This is a genomic window from Hymenobacter fastidiosus (genome assembly GCF_039539565.1).
GTDB classification, from domain to species: domain Bacteria; phylum Bacteroidota; class Bacteroidia; order Cytophagales; family Hymenobacteraceae; genus Hymenobacter; species Hymenobacter fastidiosus.
On record NZ_BAABDJ010000007.1, the window covers coordinates 1 to 26,886 of the forward strand.

The 26,886-nt window shown below is 60.5% G+C and carries 25 protein-coding genes and 1 tRNA gene; 8 read left to right on the forward strand and 18 right to left on the reverse strand.

Features of this window, described 5'->3' with window-relative positions:
- Positions 1-599: 599 nt before the first annotated feature.
- From ABD833_RS04940 to rpmH, 10 genes are all read right to left on the reverse strand, one after another.
- Positions 600-1,931 (reverse strand): serine hydrolase, encoded by a 1,332-nt coding sequence (locus ABD833_RS04940; protein WP_345071373.1) that lies wholly within the window; start codon positions 1,929-1,931, stop codon positions 600-602.
- A gap of 99 nt (positions 1,932-2,030) precedes the next feature.
- Positions 2,031-3,260, reverse strand: a complete 1,230-nt coding sequence (locus ABD833_RS04945) for a hypothetical protein (protein ID WP_345071375.1) — start codon at positions 3,258-3,260, stop codon at positions 2,031-2,033.
- Positions 3,261-3,424: 164 nt separating this feature from the next.
- Entirely contained in the window at positions 3,425-4,741 is a 1,317-nt protein-coding gene (locus ABD833_RS04950) for an APC family permease (RefSeq protein ID WP_345071376.1), read from the reverse strand.
- Positions 4,742-4,903: 162 nt separating this feature from the next.
- The gene (locus ABD833_RS04955) at positions 4,904-5,416 is read right to left on the reverse strand and encodes a DUF2480 family protein (RefSeq protein ID WP_345071377.1); all 513 of its coding nucleotides are present in this window, start codon (positions 5,414-5,416) and stop codon (positions 4,904-4,906) included.
- Positions 5,417-5,499: 83 nt separating this feature from the next.
- The gene (gene tsaB / locus ABD833_RS04960; RefSeq protein ID WP_345071378.1) at positions 5,500-6,192 is read right to left on the reverse strand and encodes a tRNA (adenosine(37)-N6)-threonylcarbamoyltransferase complex dimerization subunit type 1 TsaB; all 693 of its coding nucleotides are present in this window, start codon (positions 6,190-6,192) and stop codon (positions 5,500-5,502) included.
- 22 nt (positions 6,193-6,214) lie between these two features.
- Positions 6,215-6,580, reverse strand: coding sequence for a DUF5615 family PIN-like protein (locus ABD833_RS04965; protein WP_345071999.1), 366 nt, complete (start codon positions 6,578-6,580; stop codon positions 6,215-6,217).
- Positions 6,581-6,592: 12 nt separating this feature from the next.
- Positions 6,593-6,778, reverse strand: a complete 186-nt coding sequence (locus ABD833_RS04970; protein WP_345071379.1) for a DUF433 domain-containing protein — start codon at positions 6,776-6,778, stop codon at positions 6,593-6,595.
- An 85-nt stretch (positions 6,779-6,863) separates the two neighbouring features.
- The gene (locus ABD833_RS04975; RefSeq protein ID WP_345071380.1) at positions 6,864-8,570 is read right to left on the reverse strand and encodes a S41 family peptidase; all 1,707 of its coding nucleotides are present in this window, start codon (positions 8,568-8,570) and stop codon (positions 6,864-6,866) included.
- Positions 8,571-8,596: 26 nt separating this feature from the next.
- Positions 8,597-9,013, reverse strand: a complete 417-nt coding sequence (locus ABD833_RS04980; RefSeq protein WP_345071381.1) for a ribonuclease P protein component — start codon at positions 9,011-9,013, stop codon at positions 8,597-8,599.
- A gap of 40 nt (positions 9,014-9,053) precedes the next feature.
- Positions 9,054-9,212 (reverse strand): 50S ribosomal protein L34, encoded by a 159-nt coding sequence (gene rpmH / locus ABD833_RS04985; protein ID WP_073104628.1) that lies wholly within the window; start codon positions 9,210-9,212, stop codon positions 9,054-9,056.
- Positions 9,213-9,452: 240 nt separating this feature from the next.
- On the opposite strand from rpmH, the gene ABD833_RS04990 reads away from it, so the two are divergent.
- Both ABD833_RS04990 and ABD833_RS04995 read left to right on the forward strand, forming a co-directional pair.
- Positions 9,453-11,186, forward strand: a complete 1,734-nt coding sequence (locus ABD833_RS04990; protein ID WP_345071382.1) for a M61 family metallopeptidase — start codon at positions 9,453-9,455, stop codon at positions 11,184-11,186.
- A 23-nt stretch (positions 11,187-11,209) separates the two neighbouring features.
- The gene (locus tag ABD833_RS04995) at positions 11,210-12,022 is read left to right on the forward strand and encodes a hypothetical protein (RefSeq protein ID WP_345071384.1); all 813 of its coding nucleotides are present in this window, start codon (positions 11,210-11,212) and stop codon (positions 12,020-12,022) included.
- 107 nt (positions 12,023-12,129) lie between these two features.
- Here the strand turns inward: ABD833_RS04995 and ABD833_RS05000 are convergent, their stop codons facing one another.
- From ABD833_RS05000 to ABD833_RS05010, 3 genes are all read right to left on the reverse strand, one after another.
- Positions 12,130-12,453: a hypothetical protein gene (locus ABD833_RS05000; protein WP_345071386.1), complete on the reverse strand. Its 324-nt coding sequence runs from the start codon at positions 12,451-12,453 to the stop codon at positions 12,130-12,132.
- Positions 12,454-12,595: 142 nt separating this feature from the next.
- The gene (locus ABD833_RS05005) at positions 12,596-13,543 is read right to left on the reverse strand and encodes a PfkB family carbohydrate kinase (protein WP_345071387.1); all 948 of its coding nucleotides are present in this window, start codon (positions 13,541-13,543) and stop codon (positions 12,596-12,598) included.
- 102 nt (positions 13,544-13,645) lie between these two features.
- Positions 13,646-13,719: transfer RNA gene (locus ABD833_RS05010), tRNA-His, on the reverse strand.
- A 497-nt stretch (positions 13,720-14,216) separates the two neighbouring features.
- Between ABD833_RS05010 and ABD833_RS05015 the strand changes: the two genes are divergently transcribed.
- Entirely contained in the window at positions 14,217-15,629 is a 1,413-nt protein-coding gene (locus ABD833_RS05015) for a DEAD/DEAH box helicase (RefSeq protein ID WP_345071388.1), read from the forward strand.
- A gap of 147 nt (positions 15,630-15,776) precedes the next feature.
- On the opposite strand, the gene ABD833_RS05020 is transcribed toward ABD833_RS05015, so the two are convergent.
- The 4 genes from ABD833_RS05020 to ABD833_RS05035 all read right to left on the reverse strand — a co-directional run bounded on the left by ABD833_RS05020 (position 15,777) and on the right by ABD833_RS05035 (position 19,122).
- Complete coding sequence (locus ABD833_RS05020) at positions 15,777-16,184, reverse strand: hypothetical protein (protein ID WP_345071390.1); 408 nt, start codon at positions 16,182-16,184, stop codon at positions 15,777-15,779.
- A 212-nt stretch (positions 16,185-16,396) separates the two neighbouring features.
- The gene (locus ABD833_RS05025) at positions 16,397-17,500 is read right to left on the reverse strand and encodes an acyltransferase family protein (protein ID WP_345071391.1); all 1,104 of its coding nucleotides are present in this window, start codon (positions 17,498-17,500) and stop codon (positions 16,397-16,399) included.
- A gap of 9 nt (positions 17,501-17,509) precedes the next feature.
- Entirely contained in the window at positions 17,510-18,187 is a 678-nt protein-coding gene (gene upp / locus ABD833_RS05030) for a uracil phosphoribosyltransferase (protein WP_345071393.1), read from the reverse strand.
- Positions 18,163-19,122: a GNAT family N-acetyltransferase gene (locus ABD833_RS05035; protein WP_345071395.1), complete on the reverse strand. Its 960-nt coding sequence runs from the start codon at positions 19,120-19,122 to the stop codon at positions 18,163-18,165. The genes upp and ABD833_RS05035 overlap by 25 nt, the downstream gene beginning before the upstream one ends.
- A 148-nt stretch (positions 19,123-19,270) precedes the next feature.
- Here ABD833_RS05035 and ABD833_RS05040 point away from each other — a divergent pair, with 148 nt between their 5' ends.
- The gene (locus ABD833_RS05040) at positions 19,271-21,199 is read left to right on the forward strand and encodes a capsule assembly Wzi family protein (RefSeq protein ID WP_345071396.1); all 1,929 of its coding nucleotides are present in this window, start codon (positions 19,271-19,273) and stop codon (positions 21,197-21,199) included.
- Between the two features lie 130 nt (positions 21,200-21,329).
- Here ABD833_RS05040 and ABD833_RS05045 read toward each other — a convergent pair whose 3' ends face one another.
- Positions 21,330-21,779, reverse strand: coding sequence for a QcrA and Rieske domain-containing protein (locus ABD833_RS05045; RefSeq protein WP_345071397.1), 450 nt, complete (start codon positions 21,777-21,779; stop codon positions 21,330-21,332).
- Between the two features lie 95 nt (positions 21,780-21,874).
- Here ABD833_RS05045 and ABD833_RS05050 point away from each other — a divergent pair, with 95 nt between their 5' ends.
- From ABD833_RS05050 to ABD833_RS05065, 4 genes are all read left to right on the forward strand, one after another.
- Positions 21,875-23,716 carry an ABC transporter ATP-binding protein gene (locus ABD833_RS05050; RefSeq protein ID WP_345071398.1) on the forward strand — a complete coding sequence of 614 codons (1,842 nt, stop codon included), beginning with the start codon at positions 21,875-21,877 and terminating at the stop codon, positions 23,714-23,716.
- Positions 23,717-23,942: 226 nt separating this feature from the next.
- Entirely contained in the window at positions 23,943-24,452 is a 510-nt protein-coding gene (locus tag ABD833_RS05055) for a hypothetical protein (RefSeq protein ID WP_345071399.1), read from the forward strand.
- A 10-nt stretch (positions 24,453-24,462) separates the two neighbouring features.
- Positions 24,463-25,047: a D-sedoheptulose 7-phosphate isomerase gene (gene lpcA, locus ABD833_RS05060; RefSeq protein WP_345071401.1), complete on the forward strand. Its 585-nt coding sequence runs from the start codon at positions 24,463-24,465 to the stop codon at positions 25,045-25,047.
- A 198-nt stretch (positions 25,048-25,245) separates the two neighbouring features.
- Positions 25,246-26,784 (forward strand): YifB family Mg chelatase-like AAA ATPase, encoded by a 1,539-nt coding sequence (locus ABD833_RS05065; protein WP_345071402.1) that lies wholly within the window; start codon positions 25,246-25,248, stop codon positions 26,782-26,784.
- Positions 26,785-26,886 lie beyond the last annotated feature (102 nt).

Sequence of the window (26,886 nt, forward strand, 5' to 3'; positions counted from 1 at the left end):
TACCAATTTGTCATTTCCAATCATTCAAAGAACGTCTGTCACTCCCAATTGGTGTGACGTTGTACCAACCCGTCCGGCTGGCTTGTCTCTCGCTTGCTACACCCCTTCCGTTGAAGCGGGCTGCAAAGGTAAGCAGCTTTTCGACTACCACAAGAAAAGAAACATCTTTTTTTCTTGCCCTGTTTGCTGTGTGTTCCTCTTCCTTCCGAAGCGGGCTGCAAAGGTAACTTCCTTTTCGGCCTTTCCAAGTAACAGAAGCAGTTTTTTTTATTACGCTTCCGGCTGAAAGCCGAACCTGTTTCCCTTCCTTCTGAAGCGGGCTGCAAAGGTAAGTCGACTCGTTTCAACTTTCCTACTCCCGACTCACCTTTTTGTTTTCCTCTTTTACAAGGTGAACAAACAGCAGCGAAATAGAGCAACTCTTCAAGACCGTTTCCCCTACCGCGTTTCGGTTAGGGAGGGCAAAGGTGCACGGTTTTTCCTCCCCCGCCAAACAGACCAACACTATTTTTAGATAGATGACAGCCGTGTTAATTACCGCCTTCCCTTTGGCTGACTGAGACACAACCTCTTAGTAAGATCATTTGGTTCGTTAACCCTTATCTATTTTCTCGCCGATTCTTCGTTTCTGCGAATAACTCACTGAGATTTGGTTGGATCAGGCGCTTTCTTCTTCCTTCGTATTGATACAAAGACTGCCCCAGGTAGGCTAAAAATGGTAATCCGATGGCAGTGTATTCATAAGCACCGTCATTGATGATGCCGTCATTGTTGACATAGATAATTGCGCTTACCATGAATTCAATCTGCTTAACGGAATCGGCGAAGTAGGCTACATCGGCCAGATAGCCGTGGGACATACCTACTACATTATATATGTGCAGACCGCGCTGGAGGCGAGAATCAGGATTACGACCGTAATAGAAGTACTTTTTGTAAGCATCGAAATACTTATTGGATGCGAAAGGCTGGAAGGCGGAAGCGTGCGGGGAGCTTTGCAGATAGTAGCGCAGGAATGCGTAATCAGTAGGCGACAGGCTGAAACGCTGATTGCCGGGTACGGCATCCGGAAAGATGATTGCCTTTAGAATATCGGTAACATCCTGCAGCGGCAGGTAATTGGCAGTGGTAAAATCGAAAGGCTGCGGTATCAGGCGGCCCCCGGCGCGGTGGGCGCGGCCTTTGGCGATGCGCCCGAGGGGGAAACTGAGCGTTTGGGAGTTGACGACAGCCGGCTGATTGTGAATAGCAGTGCCACGCTCATTGTAAAAGGTAATGGGGTTGGTGTGGCGGTTAGCAGCGGAGTCGCAGGGGGCAAAGCGGCGAACGATGCGGCCGTTGGGGTAGCCCATTTGCCAGAGCCGCTCGTTGAGGGGGCGCTGTCCGAGGAATTCGTAAAGACGATTGTAGGCGTTGTTATCACTGACGAGCAGCATGCGTTTAATGTAGTTGCCGACGGTATTGAGGCGGTCGGAATCGGCAGTAGCTACGTAGGGCACGGGCGTCTGGCAGCGGAAAGCGGTGCCCGTGACCATGACGCTACGACGGGTGAGGCCCGGTTGCCGGAGCCGGTTCAGCTTTTCCAGAGCCAGCGCGGCCACGGGCAGCTTGACGAGACTGGCAGGATTGAAATACCGCCGGGCATCGAGGTGAAAGCTATGCTGGGTGAAGTGGGGTCGGTTTTGCCGGTCCCGGGTTATCTGGGTGTAGATAATTTGCAGCTCGTATTTCGCTGAATTGCGGATAACGGGTACCAAGCGGCTATCAGCACGCAGCAGGCTGTCCAGCAACCGGCTATCGACGCTGATTTTAGAACCGGGAGGCAGCGGACCATCTTCCCGGCTCAACCCCGGGCTGATCAGAAGCAGACACCATAGAATAGCGGGCGGCATGGCGGCCCATTGCAGCAGGAATGTCCGGGCGTTTGGCATACCTATATATAAAGGAGAAAATCAGTGGGCTTGCGCCTCCCCTGCTTTAAACCAAACAGGAGCTGCGCAACTCCATAATGGGGTTTACTATCTTCCGGTTCAGATAGCCGGAGCCGTGCGACGATGAGCCAGCAGGAGGTTGGAATCGTTTTGCCGCCAGTTGTAGCCCGTACCAAACGGTAGCGGACGGGGCCGCTTGGTGGAATCTGCGTAGGCTTTGGTCAGCTCGGGCTGGTACTGCTTGGCGAAGAGGTTGATGGGACGACGGTAGACTCCGTAGTAAGTGAAATGCCAGTCGGCGGGGCGGAAGTACTTCATGGCAATACCCGAATCGTCCTGTAACACGTAGCTGCTGCGCTCCAGAACCAGATTGCGCACTTTGGAGAAGTAGGGTTTGTGCATGAGGTAGGTAGCCGACTTGACGTAGGTGACCAGCGGCCCCAGAGTGCGCACATACCGCAACGCGGCATCCTGGGTAGTGCCGAGCTTCCAGTCGCTGAGGTCGGCGGAGAAGTAGTACACCTGCTTTTTCTGGCCAGCTTTATCCAAAAGCAGCATTTCGACCCCAGGAACAACCTTAGGACCAGGCTTGCGGATGGTGGCAGTATCCGCAGCGGTGAGCTGGCCCCGGGCATCGAGCTGCACGTAACGGATAGCAGTAATCTGGTGGTTGGTGCGGGCGGCAAAAAGCATGATGAGCGGCAAGGACCCATCCAGCTCCACCGACTTGAGGTCGATAGCCATATCGTTGGTCCGGAAAAAGCTGAAGTTCAGTACTGACCAGAGCGAGGCTTGCAGGGCCGGAAACAGCTTGGAGTTTTCGAGCGTACTGCGGCGTGGTACCGAGCCCACCGGTTCCAGCCCCACCAGCACGCAGGTCTGACTGGTAGGGAACATGGTGACGACGTTCAGCAGATCGGGGCCGCTGAACGGGTAAAAGACCGTTTTGGCCGCCTGGCGCACCGAATCCAACTCGGCAGCAGCCCAGGGCTGGATTTTACCGGTCCGCGTCTGATGGTAGTTGGCCCAGCTCTTATCGGCATCCGCCGCAAAGGCCTGCCAGCCGGGCTGAGTGGTTAAAGGGCGCAGGTCACCGTTCTGACTAACGGGCATTCCGGCCAGGTAAGCCGCTACATCCTGTACGGCGGCGGTGTCGGCAGCCGGGGCCGGCGCAGGAACGGGCTGGGCGGGAGTTTCAGCAGTAGCGGCTGAGTCCGGGGAAATTGCGGTACCAGCCTTTTCCTGTTCGAGAGCGACTGTTTTTGGGTCGGAGCAGCTGAGAGCCACAACAGCAACGGGCAACAGCAGTCGGAAGAGGAAAAGTCGCATTGAGAATTGAAAATGGGCCGGGCGTAATCAGGCGGCAAGATATTGGGTTTCCGTTGAATGAGGCAGGCTTTGGGCGGCGCGGGAACACCGACGTTATTTCGCGCAGAGGACGCGGAGATCCGCAGAGCCCGCTACCCAGCAAACGGTAGTAAGGCAAAAGGGCTTCAGACAACCCGCATTCTTCTTCCCAGAAAATATACCAGCAGGCCGCCCAGCAAGGTAAGCAAGCCATACAGGGACTCCAGCGGCTTGTCGCGCAGGATGAACACCAACGTCCAGCCACTCAGCGCCAGGAAAAGAAGGGGAGTGAGCGGATAGCCCCAGGCCCGGTAAGGACGCGGCAGGTCGGGGCGCCGCACCCGCAGCACGAACAGGCCCAGCACGGTAAGGAACGTAAACAGACTGAGCACGAAGCCGGCGTAGAGCAGCACTTTCTCGAAGGTACCGGTCAGCACAAACACTAACGTCAGGGCCGTTTGCAGCAGCATTGCCCGGATCGGGATACCCGCTTTGCTGACCACCGCCAGGCCGCGCAGGGCCGGCAAGTCCTCCCCCATGACCTGCACGATGCGGGGGCCAGCAAAAATCATGGAGCTGACCGTGGACACCAGCAGTCCGGCAATGACGGCCCCCATCAGCCGCCCAATGGCCGGGCCGAAAAGCTGACGGGCCGCCACGTAGCCAACTTCCAGCTGGCCCGCCAGCTGAGGAACAGGGGTTGAATACAGGAATACAAAATTCAGCCCTACATACAGGAGTAGCACCACGGCGGTGCCGGCCAGCAGAATGCGGGGCAGGTTACGCCGGGGCTCGGCTATTTCCCCGGTCAGGTATACGGCCGCGTTCCAGCCCGAATAGGCGTAGGACACATACACGAGCGACATGGCAAACGCCGGACTCAGGAGCTGCTGCCAGTCGGCGGCGAAGGGCACGAAGGAAATAGCCTGGGGCTGGTTCGTAGCCAGGCCGGCCGCAATGAACAAGACCAGCACCAGCACTTTCACTCCCGTAATAATCACCTGTAACCGGCTGCCGGCCCGGCGGCTGGTGGCGTGCACGGCCGTCAGCGCCAGCACTACCACCACCGACAGCACCCGCGGATTCAGCGCCGGCCACACGCTGGCAGCATACCGGCCCAGGGCCATAGCGGCTAAGGCCGTAGGCGCCGCAAAGCCCACCGTAGCCGACACCCAGCCCGACAAGAACCCCACGGCCGGATGGTAAATCTGCGACAGATAGTGGTACTCACCGCCGGACCGGGGCATGGCGGCCGCCAGCTCGCCATAGCACAAAGCCCCACACAAGGCAATGAGGCCGCCCACGACCCAAAGCATCAGCAGCACAAAGCCACTCTGAATACCCAGTACCTGAAACCCGAGACTGGTAAACACGCCCGTACCGACCATGTTGGCAATGACGATGGCCGTGCCAGCCAGAAAGCTGATTTTATAGGGAGATACTGACGTGACGGAGGCAGGCATAGACAAGCGGGTAAAGCGCCAAAGATGGGCAACAATGCTCAATGCACGGGTTTCACCTCACTTCCCGGCACTGGCCGGAACCCAAAAGCCCTGCCTTCCGGTACGGAAAACAGGGCTTTCTTAAAATCAGCGGAGCTTACCTGCCCCGGCTTTGATACCAGGTCAGACTTTGGGGCGCTTGTACAACGGCACCGTGCTGCACGGCTCGCCATACATAACGCTGCTTACCACCGGCAACAGCTTCTGCATAATGGCGACGTAGGCGTAGGTGGGTACGGGAATGTTGCCGCAGCCTTTCACCACCACTTTCGCGTCGCGGTACTGTTCGGCATCGATGCCGGCAATGGCCTCGTGAAACAGCTCCTGGTCCAGGGCTTCCAGGTTGCCGAATACATAGCGGTGGGCGTGGTTCTGGAGTTTGGTGGCCAGCAACATATAGGCCCAGGTGGGCACAATGGCATCGGCGGAGCAGATAACGGCCACGCTTTTGCCATCGTACTGGCTCCAGTCGTGGGTCTTGACGAACTCGCGGAAATCCTTTTCGCGCAGCATCAGCCCGTGGAACAGATTTTCCTTGATGTCATACAGCACCTGCTCCCCGGGATGAATCAGCTCTTCCAGGTTCAGGGTGGTGAGGGCGCTTTGCGCGACGCGGTTAACGAAGATTTCTTCCATGGTTTTATTTCTGAGAGCTTAGCTGTTAGAGCGTAGAAGCTTCGCTTTTTCCCGACTTGAATCTACGCTCTAATTTCTCACCTCTAATTTTTAACCTTAGGGGTCGTGGTGTAGACTTCCTTCAGATAAAACGGCTCGTAGTAGGCCACGTCGCGGAAATCCTGTCGTTCAAAAGCGGCCTGCGCCAGTGCTCCCACCGCAATGGCCGAAGGCTCGACGCCGCTCAGAAAACCAGCATTCGGCTGATCCGCGACGAGTGGTTGAAACTTTACCGCGCCGTTGCCAAAGAACAACAAGCGGTGGTGGGCTAATTGTTCGGCCAGCGTATCCGATTCCAGAATCAGCGGCGCGGGAGCCAGCATTTCCGTTCCGCCAGCCGTGTAAATAGCACTGTACACCTCCATCCGTCGGGCATCGAGCATGGGGCAGAACAGGAAATTGTCGGCCCCGGCCGTGTAAGCCGCCACCTGGCTGGCCATCGCCTGGAGAGTGCTGATGGCCAGCAGCGGAATATTCAGCGCGAAGCATAGCCCCTTGGCTGCCGCCGCCCCGATGCGCAGCCCCGTGTAGGAGCCCGGCCCATCGGATATCGCCACCGCCGCCAGATCCGACAGCGTATGCTGGCTGTTTTCCAGGAGCTGATTCACCAGAATGCTCAGGTGCGAGGAGTGCGACTTCTCCAGCCGCAGCTCCGACTGGCCCAGCAATTTACCACCTTGGTGTAGGGCAACTGAGCAGACGGGTGAGGAGGTTTCCAGGGAGAGAATAAGAGCCATAAACTTTGTTTGTTCGCCAAAATTACTGCGAGTTGCTCATTTCCACCAGGGGTTCACCCGCTCTGAGCAGTTCCAGGGCGGCAGGCAACGTGGAAAGCAAAACCTGCTGCAATCGTTCGTTGGGGGTGTTCCCACGGGTGATCCACAGAATCGGCGGTGGCGGCCCCAATGGCTCAAGCAGGCGCAGGAAATCGGAGTCTTTCGTGACAATCACGGTGCCGGCAACTTTGGCGGCGGTGAAGATTTCTTCATCCCCGGCATCGCGCAGGCCCAGTTCGCGTAGCGGCAGCGCGTTCAGGTTAAACTTCCAGCGCCACCACGCGGCCAGCAGAGGAGAGCGTTGGGCAGCAAGCCGGAACGTCAGGCTTGCCAGCTGCGGATAATCCAGCCGTTGAGCAGCCTATTGCAGCGCCGCCTGTACATCGAGCGGTTCCAGATCAGGCATTTCAGCCAAGACCTGCTCGTTGGTCAGGCCTGCGGCCAGCAGGTTCAGCACGTCCGCCACCCGGATGCGCATACCCCGGATGCAGGGCCGGCCGCCGCACTGACGCGGATTAGTAGTGATACGATGGCGGAGATTTTCCATGACGACGAAGTTACGGCAAATCATTAGGGCATAAAGAAAGGAACCTCCAACGAGGTTCCTTTCTTTTCTAAAGGGATTCTAATTGCTACTTCCCGCCGGCCGTCCTGCGGTTGGCCTCGGGCCGGGTCCTGGCTTCCGGGGTGCCGGGCTTGAGCAGAGCAGTGTACCGGGCCGGGTCGTTGAGGACCGTTATAGCCGCCAGGATGTTGGGGTCATCGTCGAAGCTGGCTTCAATGCTGCCCTTCTGGAAGTAGTAGCGCGACACGATTTCCTGCTCCAGCATCTCCCGGATTTCGGGCTTGAAGCGCATCAGGTCGTTGCTCTTGTTGGTCGAGACCTTCTTGCGCATCGCGTCCAGATCATTCTTCACGTCGTCGTAATGCTTGTCGTCCTTGGCCTTTTTGGTCAGGTCGGTCAGGCTTTTCTCCATGTCCGTGCTGTAGCTGATATCCTTGGTTTTGAGGTAGTCAACGAACTTCTGGTAGTCCGCATCAGCCAGCTTGAAGTCGCGGGCCGAAGCAACGGTGGGGTGTTCGGCGCGGTAGCGGGTGGCGAAGTCGAAGAGGTAGCTTTTCTGGATCAGCACCCGGGAGATGTCGGCAATTCCTTTGTCGGCCACTTCCACGTCGGGAGCCACGCCGCCGCCGTCGTACACCACGCGGCCCGCGGCCGTTTTATAGGCCGTGCGCAGCGAGTCCGGGAATTTGCCCAGCGTGCCATCATCAGCCCGGTGGGCGTAATCGATTTCCTGGATGCAGCGGCCGCTGGGAATGTAGTATTTGGCCGTCGTCACCTTCAGCTGGGAGTTGTAGCTCAGCGGCCGGGTAGCCTGCACGAGGCCCTTACCGAAAGTCCGCTCCCCCACAACCACCGCCCGGTCATAGTCCTGCAGGACGCCCGCCACGATTTCGGAAGCCGAAGCCGAGCGGTTGCTGGTAATTACGACTACCGGAATCTGGGTGTCGAGCGGGGCATCGAGGGCTTTGTAGGTCTTGTTCCACTCCGTCACCTTCCCCTTGGTGCTCACCACGTCGAGGCCTTTATCGACGAAGATATTGGAGATATTCACCGCTTCGTTGAGCAAGCCGCCGGGGTTGCCGCGGATGTCGAACACGATTTTCTTCGCGCCCATATCCTTGAGCTTACTCACGGCCAGTCGGGTTTCCTTGCCCGCATCCACCGTGAAGCCCGAAAGCTGGAAATACCCGATTTCCGGCGCCAGCATACCGTAGTACGGCACGTTATCGACCTGAATCTTGTCGCGGGTGATGCTGATTTCGATGGGCTTATCCTGGCCGTAGCGGGTTACCTCCAGCTTGGCCAGCGAGTTGGCCTGCCCTTTCAGCAGCTTGCTGATATCCGAGTTGTTCTTCTTCTCAACGTTGACGCCGTTGATGGTCAGAATTTCGTCGCCGGGCAGCAAACCGGCTTTCTGGGCCGGATAGCCCTCATAAGCGGCCTGCACGATGGTTTTGCCAGCGCGCTTGACCACCACGGCCCCGATGCCGCCGTACTGCCCGGTGGTCAGGGTGCGGAAGTCCTCGATATCGTCTTCGGGAATGTAGTTCGTGTACGGATCCAGCGACTTGAGCATCGCGTCGATTCCCGTTTTGACCAGCTTGGCGGGCGTTATTTCGTCCACGTAGTAGGTATTCACCTCCTTGAACAGGGTGGCGAAAATGTCGAGGTTCTTGGCGATTTCAAAGTACCGCTCGTTGTCAGAAGCCGAGCGAAACGATACGAGCAATGCGGCCCCTCCCAGGAGGAGGCCGGCAACGGTCTTTTTACGCATATAAACAGCTGGAAGCAAAAACAGGGCTACGAAGGAGACGCCGGGGAAGCCCCGCAGGTTGCGTCTTGCAGCAAACGCTCCAGCCCTGAAATTAATTTTTTTTCAACCAGCGTGAAAGGCTTTTTTTCCTTGCCCGTGTAAATGAGGCCCAGCAAAGCCACCGGGTGCCCGCCGGGTGCTTCCAGGAGCCGGTATTTGTTCAGCCGGTACGCCTCGCGCAGCAGGCGCTTGAGGTAGTTGCGGTCCACGGCGCGCTTGAAGCTGCGCTTCGACACACTCACCAGCACCTGCGGCGGGGCCGTGGTGGGCGCGTCGGCCGCAATCCAGACCAGGCGCAGGGGGTATAAACCAAAAGAAGAACCCCGGCCGAAAAGCTCGGTTATGAGCTTTTTGCGGCACAAATGTTCTTCTTTTGGAAACGAATAAGAGCGTGCGGCGGGCATCTGAGCCCGGTCGGACGCCTCGGCAGGAGCCGTCAGCGGTTTAGCGCTTGTGCTTACCTTCGTCCGATACGGTCAGGCGCTTGCGGCCTTTGGCACGACGACGGGCCAGCACGCTGCGGCCGTTAACTGATTCCATACGCGAGCGAAAACCGTGTTTGTTGCGGCGCTTGCGCTGCGAAGGCTGGAAGGTACGTTTCATGATATGTTGAAGACTTCAGTGGCAGGTAAGGCCGGCAAAGGTAAGCCCTTGATTTGGAAAAGGCAATGCCTGATCCGGCTTTTTCCGCGCGGGGTGCGTTTTGATCAACAACCGGTTAGCCCGGACTACCGCTACCAAGCCCGGCGAATCACGGAGGAAAGAGTAGCCCCGCCCCTATCTATTCCGGCCGGATACCCCTAGCTTTACCTGGGCATTTCCGGCCCTCCAGCCCGCTCCCGCATGATTCACTACCACGTCGCCTTCGCGAATCCGCTTACCTTCTACCTCCAGATCCGGATGACCTTCGCGGTGCCCGCCGCCGCCATCGAAGCCCTGGAGCTGCAGCTGCCCGCCTGGCGGCCGGGACGGTATGAACTGCAGAACTTCGCCCAGAAGATCCAGCGGGTGGTGGTGGAAGACGCCGCTTCGGGCGAAATCCTGCCCTTCCGCAAGCTCACCAAGGACCGGTGGCAGGTGGCAGGCGCGGCGGGCCGCACGGTACGGGTGCGCTACAATTTCTACGCCCATCAGATGGATGCCGGCGGCTCCTGGCTCGACGACACCCAGCTGTACCTGAACGGCATCCAGGCCTTCATGTACGTCGAAGGCCGGCAACAGGAGCCCTGCGAAGTGACGCTGGCCCTGCCCGAGGGCTGGCAGATAGCCTGCGGAATGCCGCAGAGCGGGCCGCATACGCTGCGGGCGGCAAGCTTTGAGGAGCTGGTGGATTGCCCCCTGATTGCCAGCCCGACGCTGGTGCACCATACCTACGAAGCCCAGGGCCGGCCCTTCTACCTGTGGGTGCAGGGCGAGTGCGCCCCCGACTGGCCCCGTATGCTGCGCGACTTCAAGGCCTTCACCGAGGAGCAGCTGGCATTGTTCGGCTCGTTTCCGGTGGCCGACTATCACTTCCTGAACCAGATTCTGCCCTACAAGCACTACCACGGCGTAGAGCACGCCAACTCCACCGTTATCGTACTGGGTCCGGCCGAGCTGCTGATGACCGAAGGCCTGTACAAGGAATTGCTGGGCGTGAGCTGCCACGAGCTGTTTCACACCTGGAACATCAAGCAGATCCGGCCGGCGGAGCTGATGCCCTACGATTACACCCGGGAGAACTACTTCCGCACCTGCTATATCGCCGAGGGCATCACCACGTACTACGGCGAGTACCTGCTGGCCCGGGCCGGGGTGCGAACGGCCGGGCAGTATTTCGCCGAGCTGAACACGGTGCTCCGGCAACACTTCGACGACTACGGCCGCATCAACCTGTCGCTGGCCGATGCGTCGGTGGATTTATGGCTGGATGGCTACAAGCCCGGCGTACCCGACCGCAAAGTATCGGTGTACCACAAAGGCGCGCTGGTGGCCCTGCTACTCGACCTGACGCTGCGCCGCCTGAGTCAGCACACCCGCAGCCTCGACGACGTGATGCGCCGCCTGTGGCTGGAATTCGGCCAGCCCGGCATCGGCTACACTGAGGCCGATTATATCCGTCTGGTGAATGAAGTAGCCGGGCGCGATATGCAAACCTACTTCGACAAGTTCGTGTACGGCACCGCACCGCTGGAAGAGCCGTTGACTAAGGCGCTGGAGCTGGTGGGCTGCATGCTGCTCACCGAGGAAAACCCGTCGGCTTCGGAGGGAGTATTCGGGTTCCGCACCATCGTGAAGAATGAGCGCACGGAAGTGACCGATATCCTGCCTGATTCGCCCGCGGCGGCCACGCTTACCGTCGATGACGAAATTATTGCGGTGAATGGCAGGAAGGTAGCCCTGAATCTGCAAACTTTGCTGAATGATGGTGCCCCCGGTTACCAGCTCAGCGTATTCCGCCAGAACCGCCTGCTGACCGTGACCCTGACGGCGGTTCCGGAGCAGCGTTTCTGGCAGAAAATCACCATAGAAAAGCGGCCCGACGCGACGCCTGAACAACAGGCCAGCTTCCGGCAGTGGCTCAAACAAGACTTCTAGGCCCTACTTTTTACTCCCTTTTTATGTTTCGGCTTGGTGCGGTGGCAATAGCTCTGCTGGTGGCCGTGGGGCTCACGGCCTGTTCGTTGCGGATGCAGCCCGCCGAGCGGGGGCGGCCGTCGGTGAAGCCGATTCCGGCCGTGGTGGCGCTGCCGCCGCCTAAGCCGCCACGCATCTACCGCCTCGAGCACCTCGATACGCTGGTGAAACTGCCCGGCCGCGTGGTCAGCCTGTACCCGGCCCCACGCCGGGTGTATGAGCAGCTGCCTCAGCCCGCGTGGCTGGCCCCACCGGCAGCCGAGTCGGAAGTAGCAGAGCTTGACCTGGCCCTTGAAGAAAAGCGGCAGCTCCGGCACGCGGGGCCCCAAGTGAAGCGCGTGGGCCATACGCTCTGGCTCCGGCCCACGGCAGCTCCGGCGGTTCGGCTGGTCACTAATCCGGCGGAAAACGATTCCCACATCACCTATGAGTACCTCACGGAGCTAGCCGATATTCAGCACTGGCTCGTTTCGGTGCATCTGTATGAGGGCGGCTACTATCTGCTGGTGAATCAGCGCACCGGAAAACGCACCCGCGTGTGGAGCCCGCCCTCGGTGGCACCCGACGGGCAGCATTTCGTGTGCGGCAACTCCGACGTGCTGGCCCGCTTCGAGCCCAGCGGCCTGCAGGTCTGGTCGGCTGATGGACCCGCGCCACGCCTGCTCTGGGAGCGGCAAACGGAGTGGGGCGTCAGCGGCCCGCGCTGGCTCGACAACAAAACCATCCTCTTCGAGCAGGACTTCTTCGACAACGGCGACGTGGACACCCGCGTGGTCCGCATGACGGTAGTGCCGTAACAGCCGGACCAGCCCCGGCGGCGGGGGCCGGCAAAGGACCGTAAGTAAACAGAAACAGCCCCGCCAGACGCATCTGACGGGGCTGTTCCAGTAGTTAACTTGTTTGATTAATGCTTGGTATCGCCGCCTTTACCCACTTTGTTGTTGCCATCGACTGACATGGGCTTGTTGCCTTGCGGGTTGTTGCGGGGCTTATTGACCGGCGAGGTGCGCTGTTCTTCGCTGTTACCGTCACCGGGCGTACTATTCTTGGTAGGATTACCCGCCTCATTCAGGCCGTTCTGATTCACGTTCTGCATGTGGGTGCCCCCGCTGTTGGAATGCGCCTGGCCTTTGTGCTCCAGCGGCTCCTGATTCTGTTCTGCCTGATCCGGGGCTGGATTCTTGGCTTTCTCGGAGTTGGTGGGCGCTTTATCTTGGTGCTTAGTCATGGCGGTAAAAGCTTAGGTGAGAAGATGCTTAGTCTTGTACCGGGCCGCCGCGCAAATAGTTGCGCAAAGATTCAAGCAAAAAACCCCGGCTCACCTCCTGTCAAGGTCAGCCGGGGTTCCGAAAAACAACTACGAAATCTCCTTAGGCATTCTGCACGATGGAGGCGGGCACTACCTCCACCAGATCCGCGAACTGCTGCTCGCGGGCTTCTATTTCTTCCGGCTTCAGATTCAGCAGCCGCTCGGTACCGAATTTCTCCACGCAGAATGAGGCCATCGCCGAGCCGTGGATGACGGCCCGCTTCATGTTGTCGAAGCTGATATCGTCGGTGGCGGCAAGGTAGCCGATGAAGCCGCCCGCGAAAGTGTCGCCGGCACCGGTAGGGTCGAATACTTCCTCCAGGGGCAGGGCCGGGGCGTAGAAGATCTTCAGCTTTTCCTTATCGTGGTGGAATAGCAGAGCTCCGTGCTCCCCTTTCTTGATGATGAGGTACTTTGGGCCCATAGCCAGGATCTTGCGGGCAGCCTTCACCAGCGAGTATTCGCCGGACAGCTGCCGCGCTTCCTCGTCGTTGATGCTGAGTACGTCCACCATTTCGATGGTCGCAATCAGGTCGTCCAGGGCAATGTCCATCCAGAAGTTCATCGTGTCCATCACGATGAGCCTGGGGCGGTTTACGAGGCGCTGAATCACGAGACGCTGCACCTGCGGAGCCAGATTCCCGAGCATCAGGTATTTGCAGTCCTGGTAAGAATCGGGGAGAACAGGGTCGAAATCGGCCAGTACGTTGAGTTCCGTCACCAGCGTTTCGCGCGAGTTGAGGTCCTTGGAATAAATCCCCGACCAGAAGAACGACTTCTCCCCCGGCTTGATCTGCAGCCCTTCGGTATCGACCCCGTGCTCTTCCAGCAGCAGGATATCGGACTGCGGAAAGTCGCCGCCGACTACGGCTACCAGTTTCACGGGTTTCAGCGAGTACGAAGCCGACAGGCTGATGTAGGTGGCGGCGCCGCCGATGATTTTGTCGGTTTTGCCGAAGGGCGTTTCCAGGGCGTCGAAGGCGACGGAACCGATAACAACCAGACTCATAGGAAAGAGGGTAAGGGGGGTTTGGGCAACATGCCGGTGTGTCGGACAACGGCGCAAGCAACAAAAAAGTCCCCGGAAGTGATTTTCCGGGGACTCTGTACGGGTAAGCAATGGGGCTCGAACCCACGGCCTTCGGAATCACAATCCGATGCTCTAACCAGCTGAGCTATGCCTACCGGGTTTGGTAATGGAGCGACAAAAGTAGGCGGCTAAATGGTTTAATCAAAGGATCGGGCCATTTTTTTCTGTTAGCCTGGTCTCGGCCGGCCGAAGCAAGCCGTTGTGGTGGGCACAGTGCGGCAATCCGTCCTGAGGAACGAAGAAAGTGTGGTTACACTCCTCACGAAGTAGTTCGCGAAAGGAAAGTAGGGTGCGGGGCTTGCCCCCGCCCGTCGTTGCCCGGTAACGTCTGCTTTCGGGCACCGACGGGCGGGGGCAAGCCCCGCACTACGGCGCGACGAGTATACCCCGGAAAGCTTCGCCGTATGCTTATCGCGGAGCCTTCTGCCGAAACAAAGTCCGGCTCATGGTTCAGGACGGACTGACCCCGCTGGAAAGGCGGCAGGTCCGGCCACCTCGGCATGGGGAGGCTCGCCACCGTTTTAGACTGCCATTTCGCTAACGCCCAATACATTCGTCGTACCTTTGCGGGCCGTAATACTTTTCTGCCGTCATGTCCGAGTCGCCTGCCCCCGTTTCCTTTGCCGATTTCAAGCTCAACAAACAACTGCTCACGGCCGTAGCCGAAGCCGGGTTTGCGAGCCCCACGCCCGTGCAGGAGCAGACGATTCCGCTGCTGCTGGCCGGCCACGACGTGCTCGGCATTGCCCAGACCGGCACCGGCAAGACGGCCGCCTTCGGGTTGCCCCTGCTGATGAAGGTGAAGTACGCCCAGGGCATTCATCCCCGCGCCCTCATCATGGCCCCCACCCGGGAGCTGGCCATGCAGCTCGAAACTCACCTCAAGCGCCTGTCGGTCTACACTGACCTGCGCATCTTTGCCATCTACGGCGGGCTGGGGCCCAAAACCCAGATTGACACCCTGGCCCAGGGCGTCGACATTCTGATTGCCACGCCCGGCCGCCTGCTGGAGCTGTACCTGCGCGGCGACCTAGTGCTGAAGGACCTGAAAACGCTGGTCCTCGACGAAGCCGACAAGATGATGGACATGGGCTTCATGCCCCAGATCCGGCGCATTCTGGAAGTTATTCCGCGCAAGCGGCAGAACGTGCTGTTCTCGGCCACCATGCCCGATAAGGTGGCCACGCTGAGCGAGGAATTCCTCGAATTCCCGGTGCGGGTGGAAGTAACGCCCTCGGCCACGTCAGCTCAGAACGTGAGCCAGAGCCTGTACCGCGTCCCCAACCTGCTCACCAAGATCAACCTGTTGGGCTACCTTTTTAAGGATGAGGAAACCTTCAACCGGGTGATGATTTTCTGCCGCACCAAGGAGAATGCCGACAATGTAGCCCACTTTCTGGCCCGCAAAGTGAGCGAAAACACCCGCGCCATTCACGGCAACAAAGGGCAGAACGTGCGCATCAACGCCATGGATGCTTTCCGCGCCGGCGAGCTGCGCTTCCTGGTCGCTACCGACGTGGCCGCCCGGGGCATCGACGTCCCCCAGGTGAGCCACGTCATCAACTTCGACGTGCCCCTGATCTACGACGACTACGTGCACCGCATCGGGCGCACGGGCCGGGCTCAGCACACGGGGGCGGCCATCACCTTCGCCAACGAGGCCGAGATGCACCACATCGAGCGCATCGGGGAGCTGATCAACCAACCGATTCCGGAATTGCCGCTGCCGGAAGAAGTGAAGGTAATGGACACGATGTTTGACGAGAAGCAGTCGATGGACCGGGAAATTGATGAGCGCCGCCGCCGCAACGACCCCGAGTTTCAGGGCGCTTTCCACGTGAAGAAAACCCCGCTGCAAAAAGGCATCGACAAGCGCACCGGCCAGCTCTACGTGGAGGGCCCGAACCGCAGCCAGAAAGGCAAAAAGAAGCGGGCCTCGCCGGGCAAGACCCAGTCGCCGGCCGCGAAGGCATCAGCCAAGCTGCGCAACTCCCGGCACAAGTAGGTTTTTGGGTTTTGGTGGGTGGTTTTTAGCTCATCAACACAAGGAAAAAGAGTCCGCAACGTAAGCTGCGGACTCTTTTTCCTTGTATCGGTAGAAAGACCAAGGGCAATGGGTGGTCTGGCCCAAAAACCACCCGCCAAAAACCAATCAGTGGTGGAAGAACGGCAGGTGGCTGAACCGAACGGTGAGCGTAGTGATGGCAATGCCCCAGAACATAGCGCTCCAGAGCATGTGCAGGAAAATGCGCAGCCGGGGTACGTGCAGTTGGGTGGCAATGACGGTGCCGCCAATCGGGCTGAATAGAATCGGCGTCAGAAACGCAATGCCGGGCATGCCGAAGCGGCGGAAGAAGCGGACGATGTTGCGGCTGCGCTTACTGAAGACGGGCTTGCCCTTCTCCTGCCGACGGCGGCGCAGGTGCAGGGCCCAGACCTGGCCCACACTGGATATAATCAGCACGGTAGTCATCATGCCCGCCACGGTCAGGCCCAGGGTTTGCCCGAAGTTCAACCCAATCGAGATGCCCGCTACCGGCCCGGCAAAAAACTTAACCATACTCAGCAGGAAAACCGAGGCGCATTTAAGGAGATAAGGCAGCACGGTTGTTTGCGGAGCTAAAAGGGTGAATCGGGTATTGCGGCGGCATTGGCGGCACGCAAAGATACTAAGCCGGGCCATCAGGCTTTGGTTCCGGGGCATTATGCCTTTGTTGCTTTCGCGAATGGCGCTTCAGAAGCAGCGGGGCAACAGGAAAACGGGGGTTGCAGCTACGCTTTCGGGTTTTTCACCGGCGGGGCCGACCCGGGCAGGTGCTGGTCGAGCCAGCGGTAGAAAGGCCTGGCATAGAGCCGTTCGACCCAGCGGTGTAGCCCATAGGCCAGGCCGAGCATCAGCGCCACCAGACTGCTCAGCAGCAAAAATCTATCTGCCCACGGACCCAGCAGCTGGAATACGAGGTAGCCCAGCTGCTGATGCACCAGATACAGCGGATACGTGAGCGGGCCCAGCGCAGTGGCCCCGCGCAGCCGCAATCCGGTGGTGTACCCAAGAGCCAGCAGGCCAAAAATCAGGAAGAAACTGCTGACGACGGCCACCACAATCACCGCCGACCGGGGCCTGCTCAGATATTCGTCGGCGCGCGCCAGCTCCAGGAGCGCGGTTGTGATGGCAAGCCCGTAGCAGGCGAGCAGCAAGAGGCCATATTCCAGCCGGGGGCCCCGCTGATACACCAGAAAAAAAAGCATACCGGCCATAAAAAAGGCGGCGTACTCGGGAAACAGCCAGCCTGCCGGCACCGGCACCGGCTGGCCGCACACGAACCACAGTACCACTGCCAGCCACGCCCCCAACAGCAGATTCAGGTACCGGAACCAGCCCAGCAGGCTGATGCCAACGATCAGCGAATAAAACTTCAGCTCATACGCCAGCGTCCAGTATACGCCGTCGAGGGGCGGCACCCGCAGAAACTGCTGCCCCATGGTCAGGTTGGCGAGATACTGTAGTACCGAGGGCCTAGGTAGAGCAGAGGGTACCAGCCGGGTGGCCAGAAACGTGAGCGTAGCGGCCACCCAAAACGCCGGGTACAGCCGCGCAATGCGGGCCACGACAAACTGCCGGGCCGAACGATGCAGCGCCGATTGCAGAATGACGAAGCCGCTGATCATGAAAAACAGCTCGACGCCGAGGTAGCCGTACTGAAACACGCGCCCCAGCTCCGGGTAGGCCACCGGATTCCGGTTGGTTGCGTGCCCCCAGAACGAGTAGTGAAACAGCACCACGGCCAAAGCGGCCCCAAACCGCAGCACGTCGATTTCGGGCCGCCGGGCGCTAACGCTGACCAGCGGCGGCGGATGTTCGGGCGCCGGGCGCACTAGGGCCGGCTACAGCTTGCTACCGTACGACAGGTCGCCGGCGTCGCCGAGGCCGGGTACGATGTAGGCCTGGTCATTGAGCTTTTCATCAACCGCCGCCACCCACAGCGTGGCTTCGGGGATTTCGCGGGTCACGTATTCCACGCCTTCGGGGCTGGCAATAACGGCGGCGATGTGCACCTGCCGGGGCTGGCCGAAGCGCAGCATGGCCCGGTAGGTCTGCACCAGCGACTTACCACTGGCCAGCATGGGATCCACCAGAATCAGCACCCGCTCATCGAGGCTGGGAGCCGAGAGATAGTCGACCTGCACCCGCACCTGGGCCGTGCCCTCGATGCGGTAGGCGGCGGCAAAGGCACTCGGCGACTGATCGAAGTAATTCAGAAAGCCCTGGTGAAACGGCAGCCCGGCGCGCAGCACCGTAGCCAGCACCGGAAAGTCGTGCAGCTGCTTGCTTACCGATTCACCCAACGGGGTTTTCACCGTTTTTTCGGTGTAGCTGAGCTGGGAGCTGATTTTGTAAGCGATGATTTCGCCCAGGCGCTGCAGGTTGCGGCGGAAGCGCAGGCTGTCGCGCTGCACATCCACGTCGCGCAGCTCGGCCAGGAAGTGGTTGGCAATGGAGGGTTCGGCGCACACCACGTGCACGCGTTCGGGGTGGCTCAGGCTGGGCTTCGGCGTTTCCATGATAGGTACCAGGGCAAGGAGGTTTGGGTAAGCGCCGCGTAGGGCACGGGAGCGGCGCCGAAGTTGGCAAAAAAACGCGCAATCGACGGAATCATGCCGCCTTCGAAATCGAGAATGAGGCCGGCCGTGCCGGCGTACTGCCGGATAACGTGGTCGGGCAGCAGCAGCGGGGCCCCGGCTTTTTTGCCCGCGGGCGAGGCGGCCGCAAACAGGTAAATGATACGCCGCGGCTGAACCACAAACAGCGCCCCGGCCAGCAGCTCGCCGGTTTCCGTCCGGCGTACCTCCAGGATCCGGGCCTGCTGCCGGGCCTGCAGAACCGTCATCAGCTGGGTGAGCTGCCGGTAGTGCCGCGCTTTTAGCCCGGCCACTGCGCCACCCTTGTACTGCTGAAACAGCTGAATTACGTCCTGCGCCGCCGCCGCTTCCGTAACCACCAACGGCCGGGGCTGCTGCTGATTTACCCGCAGGCGGCGGCGGTAGTCGGCCTCGTAGCCGGCCAGCAAGACGGCGTAATCGGCCGTGAGGTTCAGCAGATAGGTTTGCCGCCGGGCAACTGAAAAGCCCCCCAACGCGTTTCCAGGCTCATTTTCAGCATTGAGCTGCGTATAGAATCGGGCGTACCGCCCCGGCAGCAGCGCCAGATAGTCGTTCACGTTGCGGTGCCGGCTGCCGGCGGTGGTGAGCAGCCCCAGCTGCTGGGTGAAAGCCGGCTGGTATACTTCCCGGCCCCATGGCCGCCGCTTTACCGGCAGCGGAAACACCGACACATACCGGCCCGACGCGGCATCCACCTCCACCACGGCATCCCAGCGGCCGGCCGTGGCGCGCAGCCAGGCGGCCTGCGCGGAGGGCACCACCTGCTCAGCCGCCGCGACGCAAGCGTCCCAGGCAGCCAGGTTCAGGGCGGAAAAAGGCAGGTACAGCAGCGGCACCCGGCAAAGGTAGAGACTTCGGGCCGGCCACTGCCCGGGAAAAATCCGCCGCTTCCGGTACCTGACGGCAACCTAAAGCCCAGTCCCGCGGTAACTGCGTAGGTTTGCGTAAGCCGGAGGTTCCTCCCGAAGCGCGGCCCCTGCCCTCATGAAGAAATTCCTATTGCTGTTGTTGCCGGTTTTCGGCGGTTTTGCGCCCGCGGCTACGGCCCAGACCACGCCCACCCAAACCACGCCTCCCGCTTCTACCGACAAAGATCCGGTCTGGCTGATCTTCGATCATCCCCTCGCGCCGGAAGACGCCCCCAAAACCAAAGCGGAGAAAACTCCGGCCGAGCAGCCCGCTGCGGCGGTAACGGCTCCGGTGGCCGCGCCCGCTGCGGCCCAACCGCTGCCCGCCGTCCGCTATTCTGCCAAGGTGACCCAGGGCTCCACCTACGTACCGCTGGATCAGGACGTGTACCGCCTCATCGACCGCTACGCCATCAAGTACGGCCCCGATTCGCTGGGCGACCCCTACACGGCGGTACGACCTTATCACCGGGCGGGCGTGGCCCGGCTGGGGGAGCGGCTGCTGAGCGAGGGCAACCCCGCCGGCCTATCAGCCGCCGACCGCTTCAATGCCGGCTATCTGCTGCGCGACAACTGGGAGTACACTACCGCCGACTCGGCCGTGAATCAGGGCCGGCGGCCCGTGCTTAAGCAGTTTTACACCCGGCAGTCGGATCTGTTCCAGGTCGATAATCCGGACTTCACGCTGCGGGTGAACCCGGTGGCGGCCCTGCAGGCCGGCTACGACAACCAGAGCGACGGCCTGCGCTACGTGAACACCCGCGGGGTGCAGGTAGAAGGCACTATTGATGGCCGGCTGGGCTTCTACACGTTTCTGGCCGACAACCAGATGTCCGTGCCCGCCTACGTGCTGAACCGGGTACAGCGCGACAGCATCGTACCCCATGAGGGCTACTGGAAGTATTTCAAGGGCAAGCGCGACCAGTACGACTTCTTTACCGCCCGCGGCTACCTCACCTACGCGGCCACCAGGCACATCAACGTGCAGCTCGGCCACGACCGCAACTTCATCGGCAACGGCTACCGCTCCCTGATTCTGTCGGACTATTCGGCCCCCTACTTCTTCCTGAAGCTGAACACGCGCATCTGGAAGTTCAACTACCAGAACCTGTTCGCCGAGCTGAGCGCCACCGCCAACGGCCCCGACCGGGTGTACCCCAAAAAGTATATGGCCCTGCACCACCTGAGCCTGGACGTGACGCCGACTTTCAACGTGGGGCTGTTCGAGACGGTGATGTTTTCGCGGGGCAAAGGGCGGTTTGAGCTGCAGTACCTGAACCCGGTTATCTTCTACCGCAGCGTGGAGCAGCAGATTGGCTCAGCCGACAATGCCCTGCTCGGCGCCGACTTCAAGTGGAACATCAGGCGCCGCGGCCAGATCTACGGTCAGGTGATGCTCGACGAGCTGGTGGTGAGCCAGGTGCGCTCGGGCCGGGGCTGGTGGGCCAACAAGCAGGCTTTCCAGCTCGGCGGTAAGTACCTCGACGTGGCCGGCATCCGCAACCTCGATCTGCAGGCTGAATTCAACTACGTCCGTCCCTACACCTACCAGCACAGTACCGAGTTCACCAATTACCAGCACTACCGGCAGCCGCTGGCTCACCCCATGGGGGCCAATCTGTACGAAATCATCGGCATCGTGAGCTACCAACCCCTGCCGCGCCTGAACGTGGTGGCGAAAGGATTCTATTCGAAGCAGGGCCAGGACGTTCTTTTGTCGAACCCCGATGGCACCACCTCCCTGTCGAACTACGGCGGCAGCGTGCTTAAGTCGTACAACACCCGGGTGCAGGATTTCGACAACCGCGTGGGCCAGGGCAACACCACCAACCTGCTGCACGGCGACCTGACCGCGACCTACCAGGTACACCACAACCTGTGGCTGGACGCCAAGCAGATCATCCGCCGCCAGACCGGCGACGCGGGAGCCCTGGGCAACGGCACCGAGGCTTTTTCTTCGGTATCCGTCCGCTGGAACATTGCCCAGCGCCTGCATGAGTTTTAACCGGGAAGCCATCCGACCCTGTTTCCGTCCGTCAACGCAAAAAAAACCTCGTCGCCCGCAATCGACGAGGTTTTTTTTGCGTTGACGGCCACAGCAGAGCGGGGGCCGGGGTGACTTCGGCTGGCGGCCGCTAGCTCGTTACGCGCAGGGAATTGCCGGTCTGCGTTGCCGTATATTGTTTCAGCGCAGTAATGGCCGGACCATTGACCACGGTGCCATCGGCGTTGAATCGGGACCCGTGCAGCGGACAGAGGAAATTGCCCTCATTAGGCTGAAACTCCACTTTAACCCCCTGGTGGGTACAAGGCGCCTGCACCGCCAGATAGCCGCCCGCTTTGGTTTTGGCGACGATAACCTGCCCGCTGGCATTGTACACGTAGCCCAGGGCCGGATTGTTCAGGGCTGCGTTGGCCGGGGCGCCGAGGTCGAGCGTGAAATCGACGGCGGCCGGGGTTGGCGGAGTGCCCCCGCCCGGGGTCGGGTCGTCGCCTTTGGTGCTGGAGCAGCCGCCCAGGCAGCCGGTAGTCAGAATAGCCGCCGCGCCCAGGCCGAAGAGCTGAATGAATTCTTTGCGTTCCATGAAGAAGTCGTGAATGAAGTACAGCCGGTACTCGCTCGTCAGCCGCGAAAGGTTGCCCGCCCCGCAACGGAATGCCGGTTACCTTTGCGGCCGTCATGAAGACCTACCTCCGCATTCTGCACTACGCCCGGCCGCTGGCCAGCTTCCTGCCGCAGTACCTGGTGTATACCGTGCTGGGCATATTTTTTGGCCTGGCCAACTTCACGCTCATCATTCCGCTGCTCAAGGTGCTGTTTGATAAAACGGCGCAGGTGCCGCTCCAGGCCCCTGCTACCCTGCCCGCCTTTCGCGTGAGCCTCGACTGGATCAAGGACACGTTCTACTACTATTTCGCCGACGTGCTGGCTGCTTACGGCAACATGGGCGCCCTCACCTTCGTGTGCATCATTGTGGTAATATCGGTGCTGATGAGCAACGTATTCCGCTACCTGAGCCTGCGCATTCTGGCCCAGGTGCGGGCCCGCGTCATCAGCACCCTGCGGCGTGACCTATACCACCGCATCATCGGACTGCCGCTGAGCTTTTTCGGCGGTGAGCGGAAAGGGGACCTGATGTCGCGCTTTACCAGCGACGTGCAGGAAGTGGAAACCTCGGTGGTGAATACGCTGACGGCCGTTGTTCAGGAGCCGCTGAAGATCATCTCCTTTTTTGCCCTCCTGTTCTACATATCGGTCCCCCTGACACTGTTTACGCTGGTGCTGCTGCCGATTTCGGGCGTCCTTATTGCCGGCGTAGCCAAGCGCCTGCGCACTCAGGCCAAGCAAAGCCAGAAAACGCTGGGCACCATGCTCTCGGTAATTGATGAAACGCTGGGCGGCATTCGCGTTATCAAAGCGTTCAACGCCCAACCCTATATCAAGGACAAGTTTGAGGACCAGAACGACCAGTACGCCCGCACCTCCCGCGCCATGGATAACACCCGCGACCTGGCTTCCCCGTTTTCGGAGTTTGCGGGCGTGACCGTGGTAGCGGGTTTACTTTATTTTGGCGGCACCCTGATTTTCGGCGGGCAGTCGGGCCTGGATGGCGAAACGTTTATCGGCTACGTGGTCCTGTTTTCGCAGGTGCTCACCCCGGCCAAGGCCCTGTCGTCGTCGTTCGGCAACATTCAGCGCGGGCTGGTGGCGGGGGAGCGAATCCTGAGCATCATCGACACCGAGCCCGCCATCCGCGACCAGCCCGATGCCCAGGTCCTGCCGCCCTTCCGGCAGCAGATCGAGCTGCGCAACCTCCAGTTCAGCTACGGCGACCAGCCGGTGCTGCAGGATATCAACCTGATCATTCCGAAAGGGAAAACCGTGGCCCTGGTCGGTCCTTCCGGCGGCGGCAAATCGACGCTGGCCGACCTGCTGCCGCGCTTTTACGACCCCACCGGCGGCCAGATCCTCATCGACGGCCATGAGGTGCGCGACTGCACCATTCACTCCGTGCGCGACCAGATGGGCATCGTGACCCAGGAAAGTATTCTGTTCAACGACACCATCTTCAACAACATCCGCTTCAACACCGAAGCTACTGAGGAAGAGGTGATGGAAGCCGCCAGAATTGCCAATGCCCACGAGTTCATCATCAAAACCCCGGAGGGCTACCAGACCACCATCGGCGACCGGGGCTCGCGCCTTTCGGGCGGGCAGCGGCAGCGCCTGAGCATTGCCCGCGCCATTTTGCGCAATCCGCCCATCCTCATCCTCGACGAGGCCACCTCGGCCCTCGACACGGAAAGCGAAAAGCTGGTGCAGGAAGCCCTGACGCGGCTAATGCAGAACCGCACGTCCCTGGTTATTGCCCACCGCCTGAGCACCATTCAGCACGCCGATGAAATCATCGTGCTTCAGCACGGCCGCATCGTAGAGCGCGGCACCCACGACGACCTGCTGCGCGGCGGCGGCCTCTACCAGCGCCTCAACCAGATGCAGACCAACGGCATGCTGGCCTGATTCAGGTGCCGGTTGCCAGTTGCCTGATTCAGTTGCCGGTTACCAGTTGCCAGTTTCGGGTTGCGGGTTGTATGTTGGTAATTGGTAATTCCCGGTTCATTTGTAACTAGTACGTTTGTAACCTATGGTCTCAGCAACCAGTAACTGACAACTGCCCCCGCAACTGGCAACCCGTAACCGGCACCTGACCAGGCCAGCGGTTTTTCCGGATTCTTACCTCCCTCTCATGCTTGCCATCAAACGCCTCGTCACCATCCTCGTGATGGTTTTTGTTCTGCTCGGACTGTTGCTCGTGCTCGTGCCGTCCGTCCGTGCTTCTTTCGAAGGCATGTTCAGCAGCGGGCCCATTGGGCTGTACTACGCGCTGTTTATTACGGGGCTGGTCCTGCTGGGCCTGCAGCTTGTCACCGAAAACCTCGACAGCGTGCTGCTGCGCCGGGAAGTAGCCACCCACACCGGCAAGATAAACGAGCTTAAAGCCAAGCTTTACGACCAGCAGGCCAACCCGCGCGGCGAAGCGACGACGCGCCCGGGGGGTACCACCGCGCTGCCTCCCGTCGTGGTGCCCGAACCCGCACCGGCCTACGCGGCCCAGCCCACCCGCGCCGCGCACGATGTGGAGCACCCCACCTTTCCCCAGTCCGACCCCGGCCTGCTGAACGTGCCGCTGAACCAGCCTAATGCTATTATCTCCACGCCCCCGGCTCCGGACCCCAACAACCGTCCGGCGCTGTAATCCCGCTGCCGTGCCTGCCCCGCTCACCGACCTTATCCGGGCCGAACTAACCGAGGCCCGCGCCGTCCTCGACCAGTTTCTGGCCGACCCCCAGCATATCCACAGTATCGAGCAGGCCGCCCGGCTGATGGCGGACAGTCTGCGCGCTCAGGGCAAGATCCTGACTTGCGGCAATGGCGGCTCCCTCTGCGATGCCCAGCATTTTGCCGAGGAGCTCACCGGACGCTACCGTCAGGACCGTCCCGCCCTAGCCGCCATTGCCCTCACCGAAGCGTCGCACATGAGCTGCGTGGCCAACGACTACGGCTACGAGCACGTGTTCAGCCGCTACGTGCAGGCCCTGGGCCGCCCCGGCGACGTGCTGCTGGCCATCAGCACCAGCGGCAACTCGCCCAACGTGCTGCGCGCCGCCGAAGCCGCCCGGGCGGCCGGAATGCAGGTAGTAGCCCTGACCGGCAAAGACGGCGGCGCCCTGGCCGCCATCTGCGACGTGGAAATCCGCGCCCCTCATTCCGGCTTCGCCGACCGGGTGCAGGAAATCCACATCAAAGCTATTCACATCATGATTATGCTGATCGAGCAGCTGGTGAAGTAGCGCCCTAGGCAATAACCAATAAGAACGTCATGCCGAGCGTAGCCGAGGCATCTCGCGTGGTATCGTTGGATTAGTAATCTGACGTCACCATGCTAGATGCCTCGGCTGCGCTCGGCATGACGTTCTTATTGGTTAAGGCATTACACCTCAATAACTCTATATTAGCCTTATCCTTCCCATCCCTGTTCGTCGTGTGCTATGCTTACCAAAACCTACGGGTCGGCCGTGCAGGGCGTGAATGCGAATACGATTACCATTGAAGTGGTAGTGTCGCAGGGCACGAACTTTTACGTAGTGGGTTTGCCTGACAACGCCATCAAGGAAAGCCAGCAGCGCATTGAGGCGGCCCTGAAATTCCGGGGCTACCGGATGCCGCGCACCAAGGTAGTGGTCAACATGGCGCCCGCCGATGTCCGGAAGGAAGGCTCCTCCTACGATTTGCCCATTGCCCTGGCCATCCTGCACGCCTCCCAGCAGCTGGTCACCGAAGCGCTGGGCGACTATATCATTATGGGGGAGCTGGCCCTGGACGGGGCGTTGCGGCCCATTCGCGGGGTGCTGCCCATCGCCATTCAGGCCCGCAAGGAAGGATTCAAGGGTATCATCCTGCCGGTAGAAAATGCCCAGGAAGCGGCCATCGTCAACCACCTCGACGTGCTGCCCGTCGAAACCATGCAGCAGGCCATCGATTTCTTCGAGAACCGGCTGACCATCACCCCCGTCACGCTCGACACCCGCCAGGTATTTCAGCAGGCCGCCAACCTCTACACCGCCGACTTTGCCGACGTGCAGGGCCAGGAAAACATCAAGCGGGCCCTGGAAATAGCCGCCGCCGGCGGCCATAATGCCATTATGATCGGGCCACCCGGGGCGGGTAAGACCATGCTGGCCAAGCGCCTGCCGGGTATTCTACCCGTGCTCACGATGCAGGAAGCCCTGGAAACTACCAAGATTCATTCGGTGGCGGGTAAGCTGGGGGCCAACGCTTCCCTGCTCAGCACCCGACCGTTTCGCAGCCCCCACCACACTATTTCTGACGTGGCCCTGGTGGGCGGGGGCAGCAACCCGCAGCCGGGCGAAATCTCCCTGGCCCACAATGGCGTGCTGTTTCTCGATGAGCTACCTGAGTTTAAGCGCACGGTGCTGGAAGTGATGCGCCAGCCCCTGGAAGAGCGCCGCGTGACCATTTCCCGGGCCAAAGTCAGCATTGAGTTTCCGGCCAACTTCATGCTCATTGCCAGCATGAACCCCTGCCCCTGCGGCTACTACAACCACCCGGAGAAGGAGTGCGTGTGCGGCCCCGGCGTGGTGCAGCGCTACCTCAACAAAGTCAGCGGCCCCCTGCTCGACCGCATCGACCTGCACGTGGAAGTTACGCCCGTCACTTTCGATCAGATGACGGAAACCCGGCCGTCGGAAACCAGCGCCACCATTCAGCAGCGGGTAGAACAGGCCCGCACGGTCCAGGCCGCGCGGTTCCGGCAGTTCCCCGACGTGCACTGCAACGCCATGATGCCGCCGCAGATGGTGAAGGACCTGTGTCAGATCGATGATGCCGGCCGGGCCCTGCTCAAAACGGCCATGGAGCGTCTGGGCCTTTCCGCCCGCGCCTACGACCGCATCCTGAAAGTGGCCCGCACCATTGCCGACCTCGCCGGCACCGACGACATCCGCCTGGAGCACCTGGCCGAAGCCATTCAGTACCGCAGCCTCGACCGCGAAGGCTGGGCGGGGTGACGGCAATGCACAGCTATACTCGTCACGCCGTAGGGTGCGGGGCTTGCCCGCGCCCGTCGTTGCCCGAATCCGGCCCTAATCGTTCAACGACGGGCGGGGCAA

Excerpts from the sequence above, each read along its gene's own strand:
- ABD833_RS05015 (WP_345071388.1), top strand. The coding sequence starts at position 14,217 with ATGTCCGAGTCGCCTGCCCCCGTTTCCTTTGCCGATTTCAAGCTCAAC.
- ABD833_RS05055 (WP_345071399.1), top strand. The coding sequence starts at position 23,943 with ATGCTTGCCATCAAACGCCTCGTCACCATCCTCGTGATGGTTTTTGTT.
- ABD833_RS04975 (WP_345071380.1), bottom strand. The coding sequence starts at position 8,570 with ATGCGTAAAAAGACCGTTGCCGGCCTCCTCCTGGGAGGGGCCGCATTG.
- ABD833_RS04945 (WP_345071375.1), bottom strand. The coding sequence starts at position 3,260 with ATGCGACTTTTCCTCTTCCGACTGCTGTTGCCCGTTGCTGTTGTGGCT.
- ABD833_RS04955 (WP_345071377.1), bottom strand. The coding sequence starts at position 5,416 with ATGGAAGAAATCTTCGTTAACCGCGTCGCGCAAAGCGCCCTCACCACC.
- ABD833_RS04990 (WP_345071382.1), top strand. The coding sequence starts at position 9,453 with ATGATTCACTACCACGTCGCCTTCGCGAATCCGCTTACCTTCTACCTC.
- ABD833_RS05000 (WP_345071386.1), bottom strand. The coding sequence starts at position 12,453 with ATGACTAAGCACCAAGATAAAGCGCCCACCAACTCCGAGAAAGCCAAG.
- ABD833_RS05045 (WP_345071397.1), bottom strand. The coding sequence starts at position 21,779 with ATGGAACGCAAAGAATTCATTCAGCTCTTCGGCCTGGGCGCGGCGGCT.
- ABD833_RS04940 (WP_345071373.1), bottom strand. The coding sequence starts at position 1,931 with ATGCCAAACGCCCGGACATTCCTGCTGCAATGGGCCGCCATGCCGCCC.
- ABD833_RS05050 (WP_345071398.1), top strand. The coding sequence starts at position 21,875 with ATGAAGACCTACCTCCGCATTCTGCACTACGCCCGGCCGCTGGCCAGC.
- rpmH (WP_073104628.1), bottom strand. The coding sequence starts at position 9,212 with ATGAAACGTACCTTCCAGCCTTCGCAGCGCAAGCGCCGCAACAAACAC.
- upp (WP_345071393.1), bottom strand. The coding sequence starts at position 18,187 with ATGGAAACGCCGAAGCCCAGCCTGAGCCACCCCGAACGCGTGCACGTG.
- tsaB (WP_345071378.1), bottom strand. The coding sequence starts at position 6,192 with ATGGCTCTTATTCTCTCCCTGGAAACCTCCTCACCCGTCTGCTCAGTT.
- ABD833_RS05005 (WP_345071387.1), bottom strand. The coding sequence starts at position 13,543 with ATGAGTCTGGTTGTTATCGGTTCCGTCGCCTTCGACGCCCTGGAAACG.
- ABD833_RS05065 (WP_345071402.1), top strand. The coding sequence starts at position 25,246 with ATGCTTACCAAAACCTACGGGTCGGCCGTGCAGGGCGTGAATGCGAAT.
- ABD833_RS04995 (WP_345071384.1), top strand. The coding sequence starts at position 11,210 with ATGTTTCGGCTTGGTGCGGTGGCAATAGCTCTGCTGGTGGCCGTGGGG.
- ABD833_RS04970 (WP_345071379.1), bottom strand. The coding sequence starts at position 6,778 with ATGGAAAATCTCCGCCATCGTATCACTACTAATCCGCGTCAGTGCGGC.
- ABD833_RS04950 (WP_345071376.1), bottom strand. The coding sequence starts at position 4,741 with ATGCCTGCCTCCGTCACGTCAGTATCTCCCTATAAAATCAGCTTTCTG.
- ABD833_RS05040 (WP_345071396.1), top strand. The coding sequence starts at position 19,271 with ATGAAGAAATTCCTATTGCTGTTGTTGCCGGTTTTCGGCGGTTTTGCG.
- ABD833_RS04980 (WP_345071381.1), bottom strand. The coding sequence starts at position 9,013 with ATGCCCGCCGCACGCTCTTATTCGTTTCCAAAAGAAGAACATTTGTGC.
- ABD833_RS05020 (WP_345071390.1), bottom strand. The coding sequence starts at position 16,184 with ATGGTTAAGTTTTTTGCCGGGCCGGTAGCGGGCATCTCGATTGGGTTG.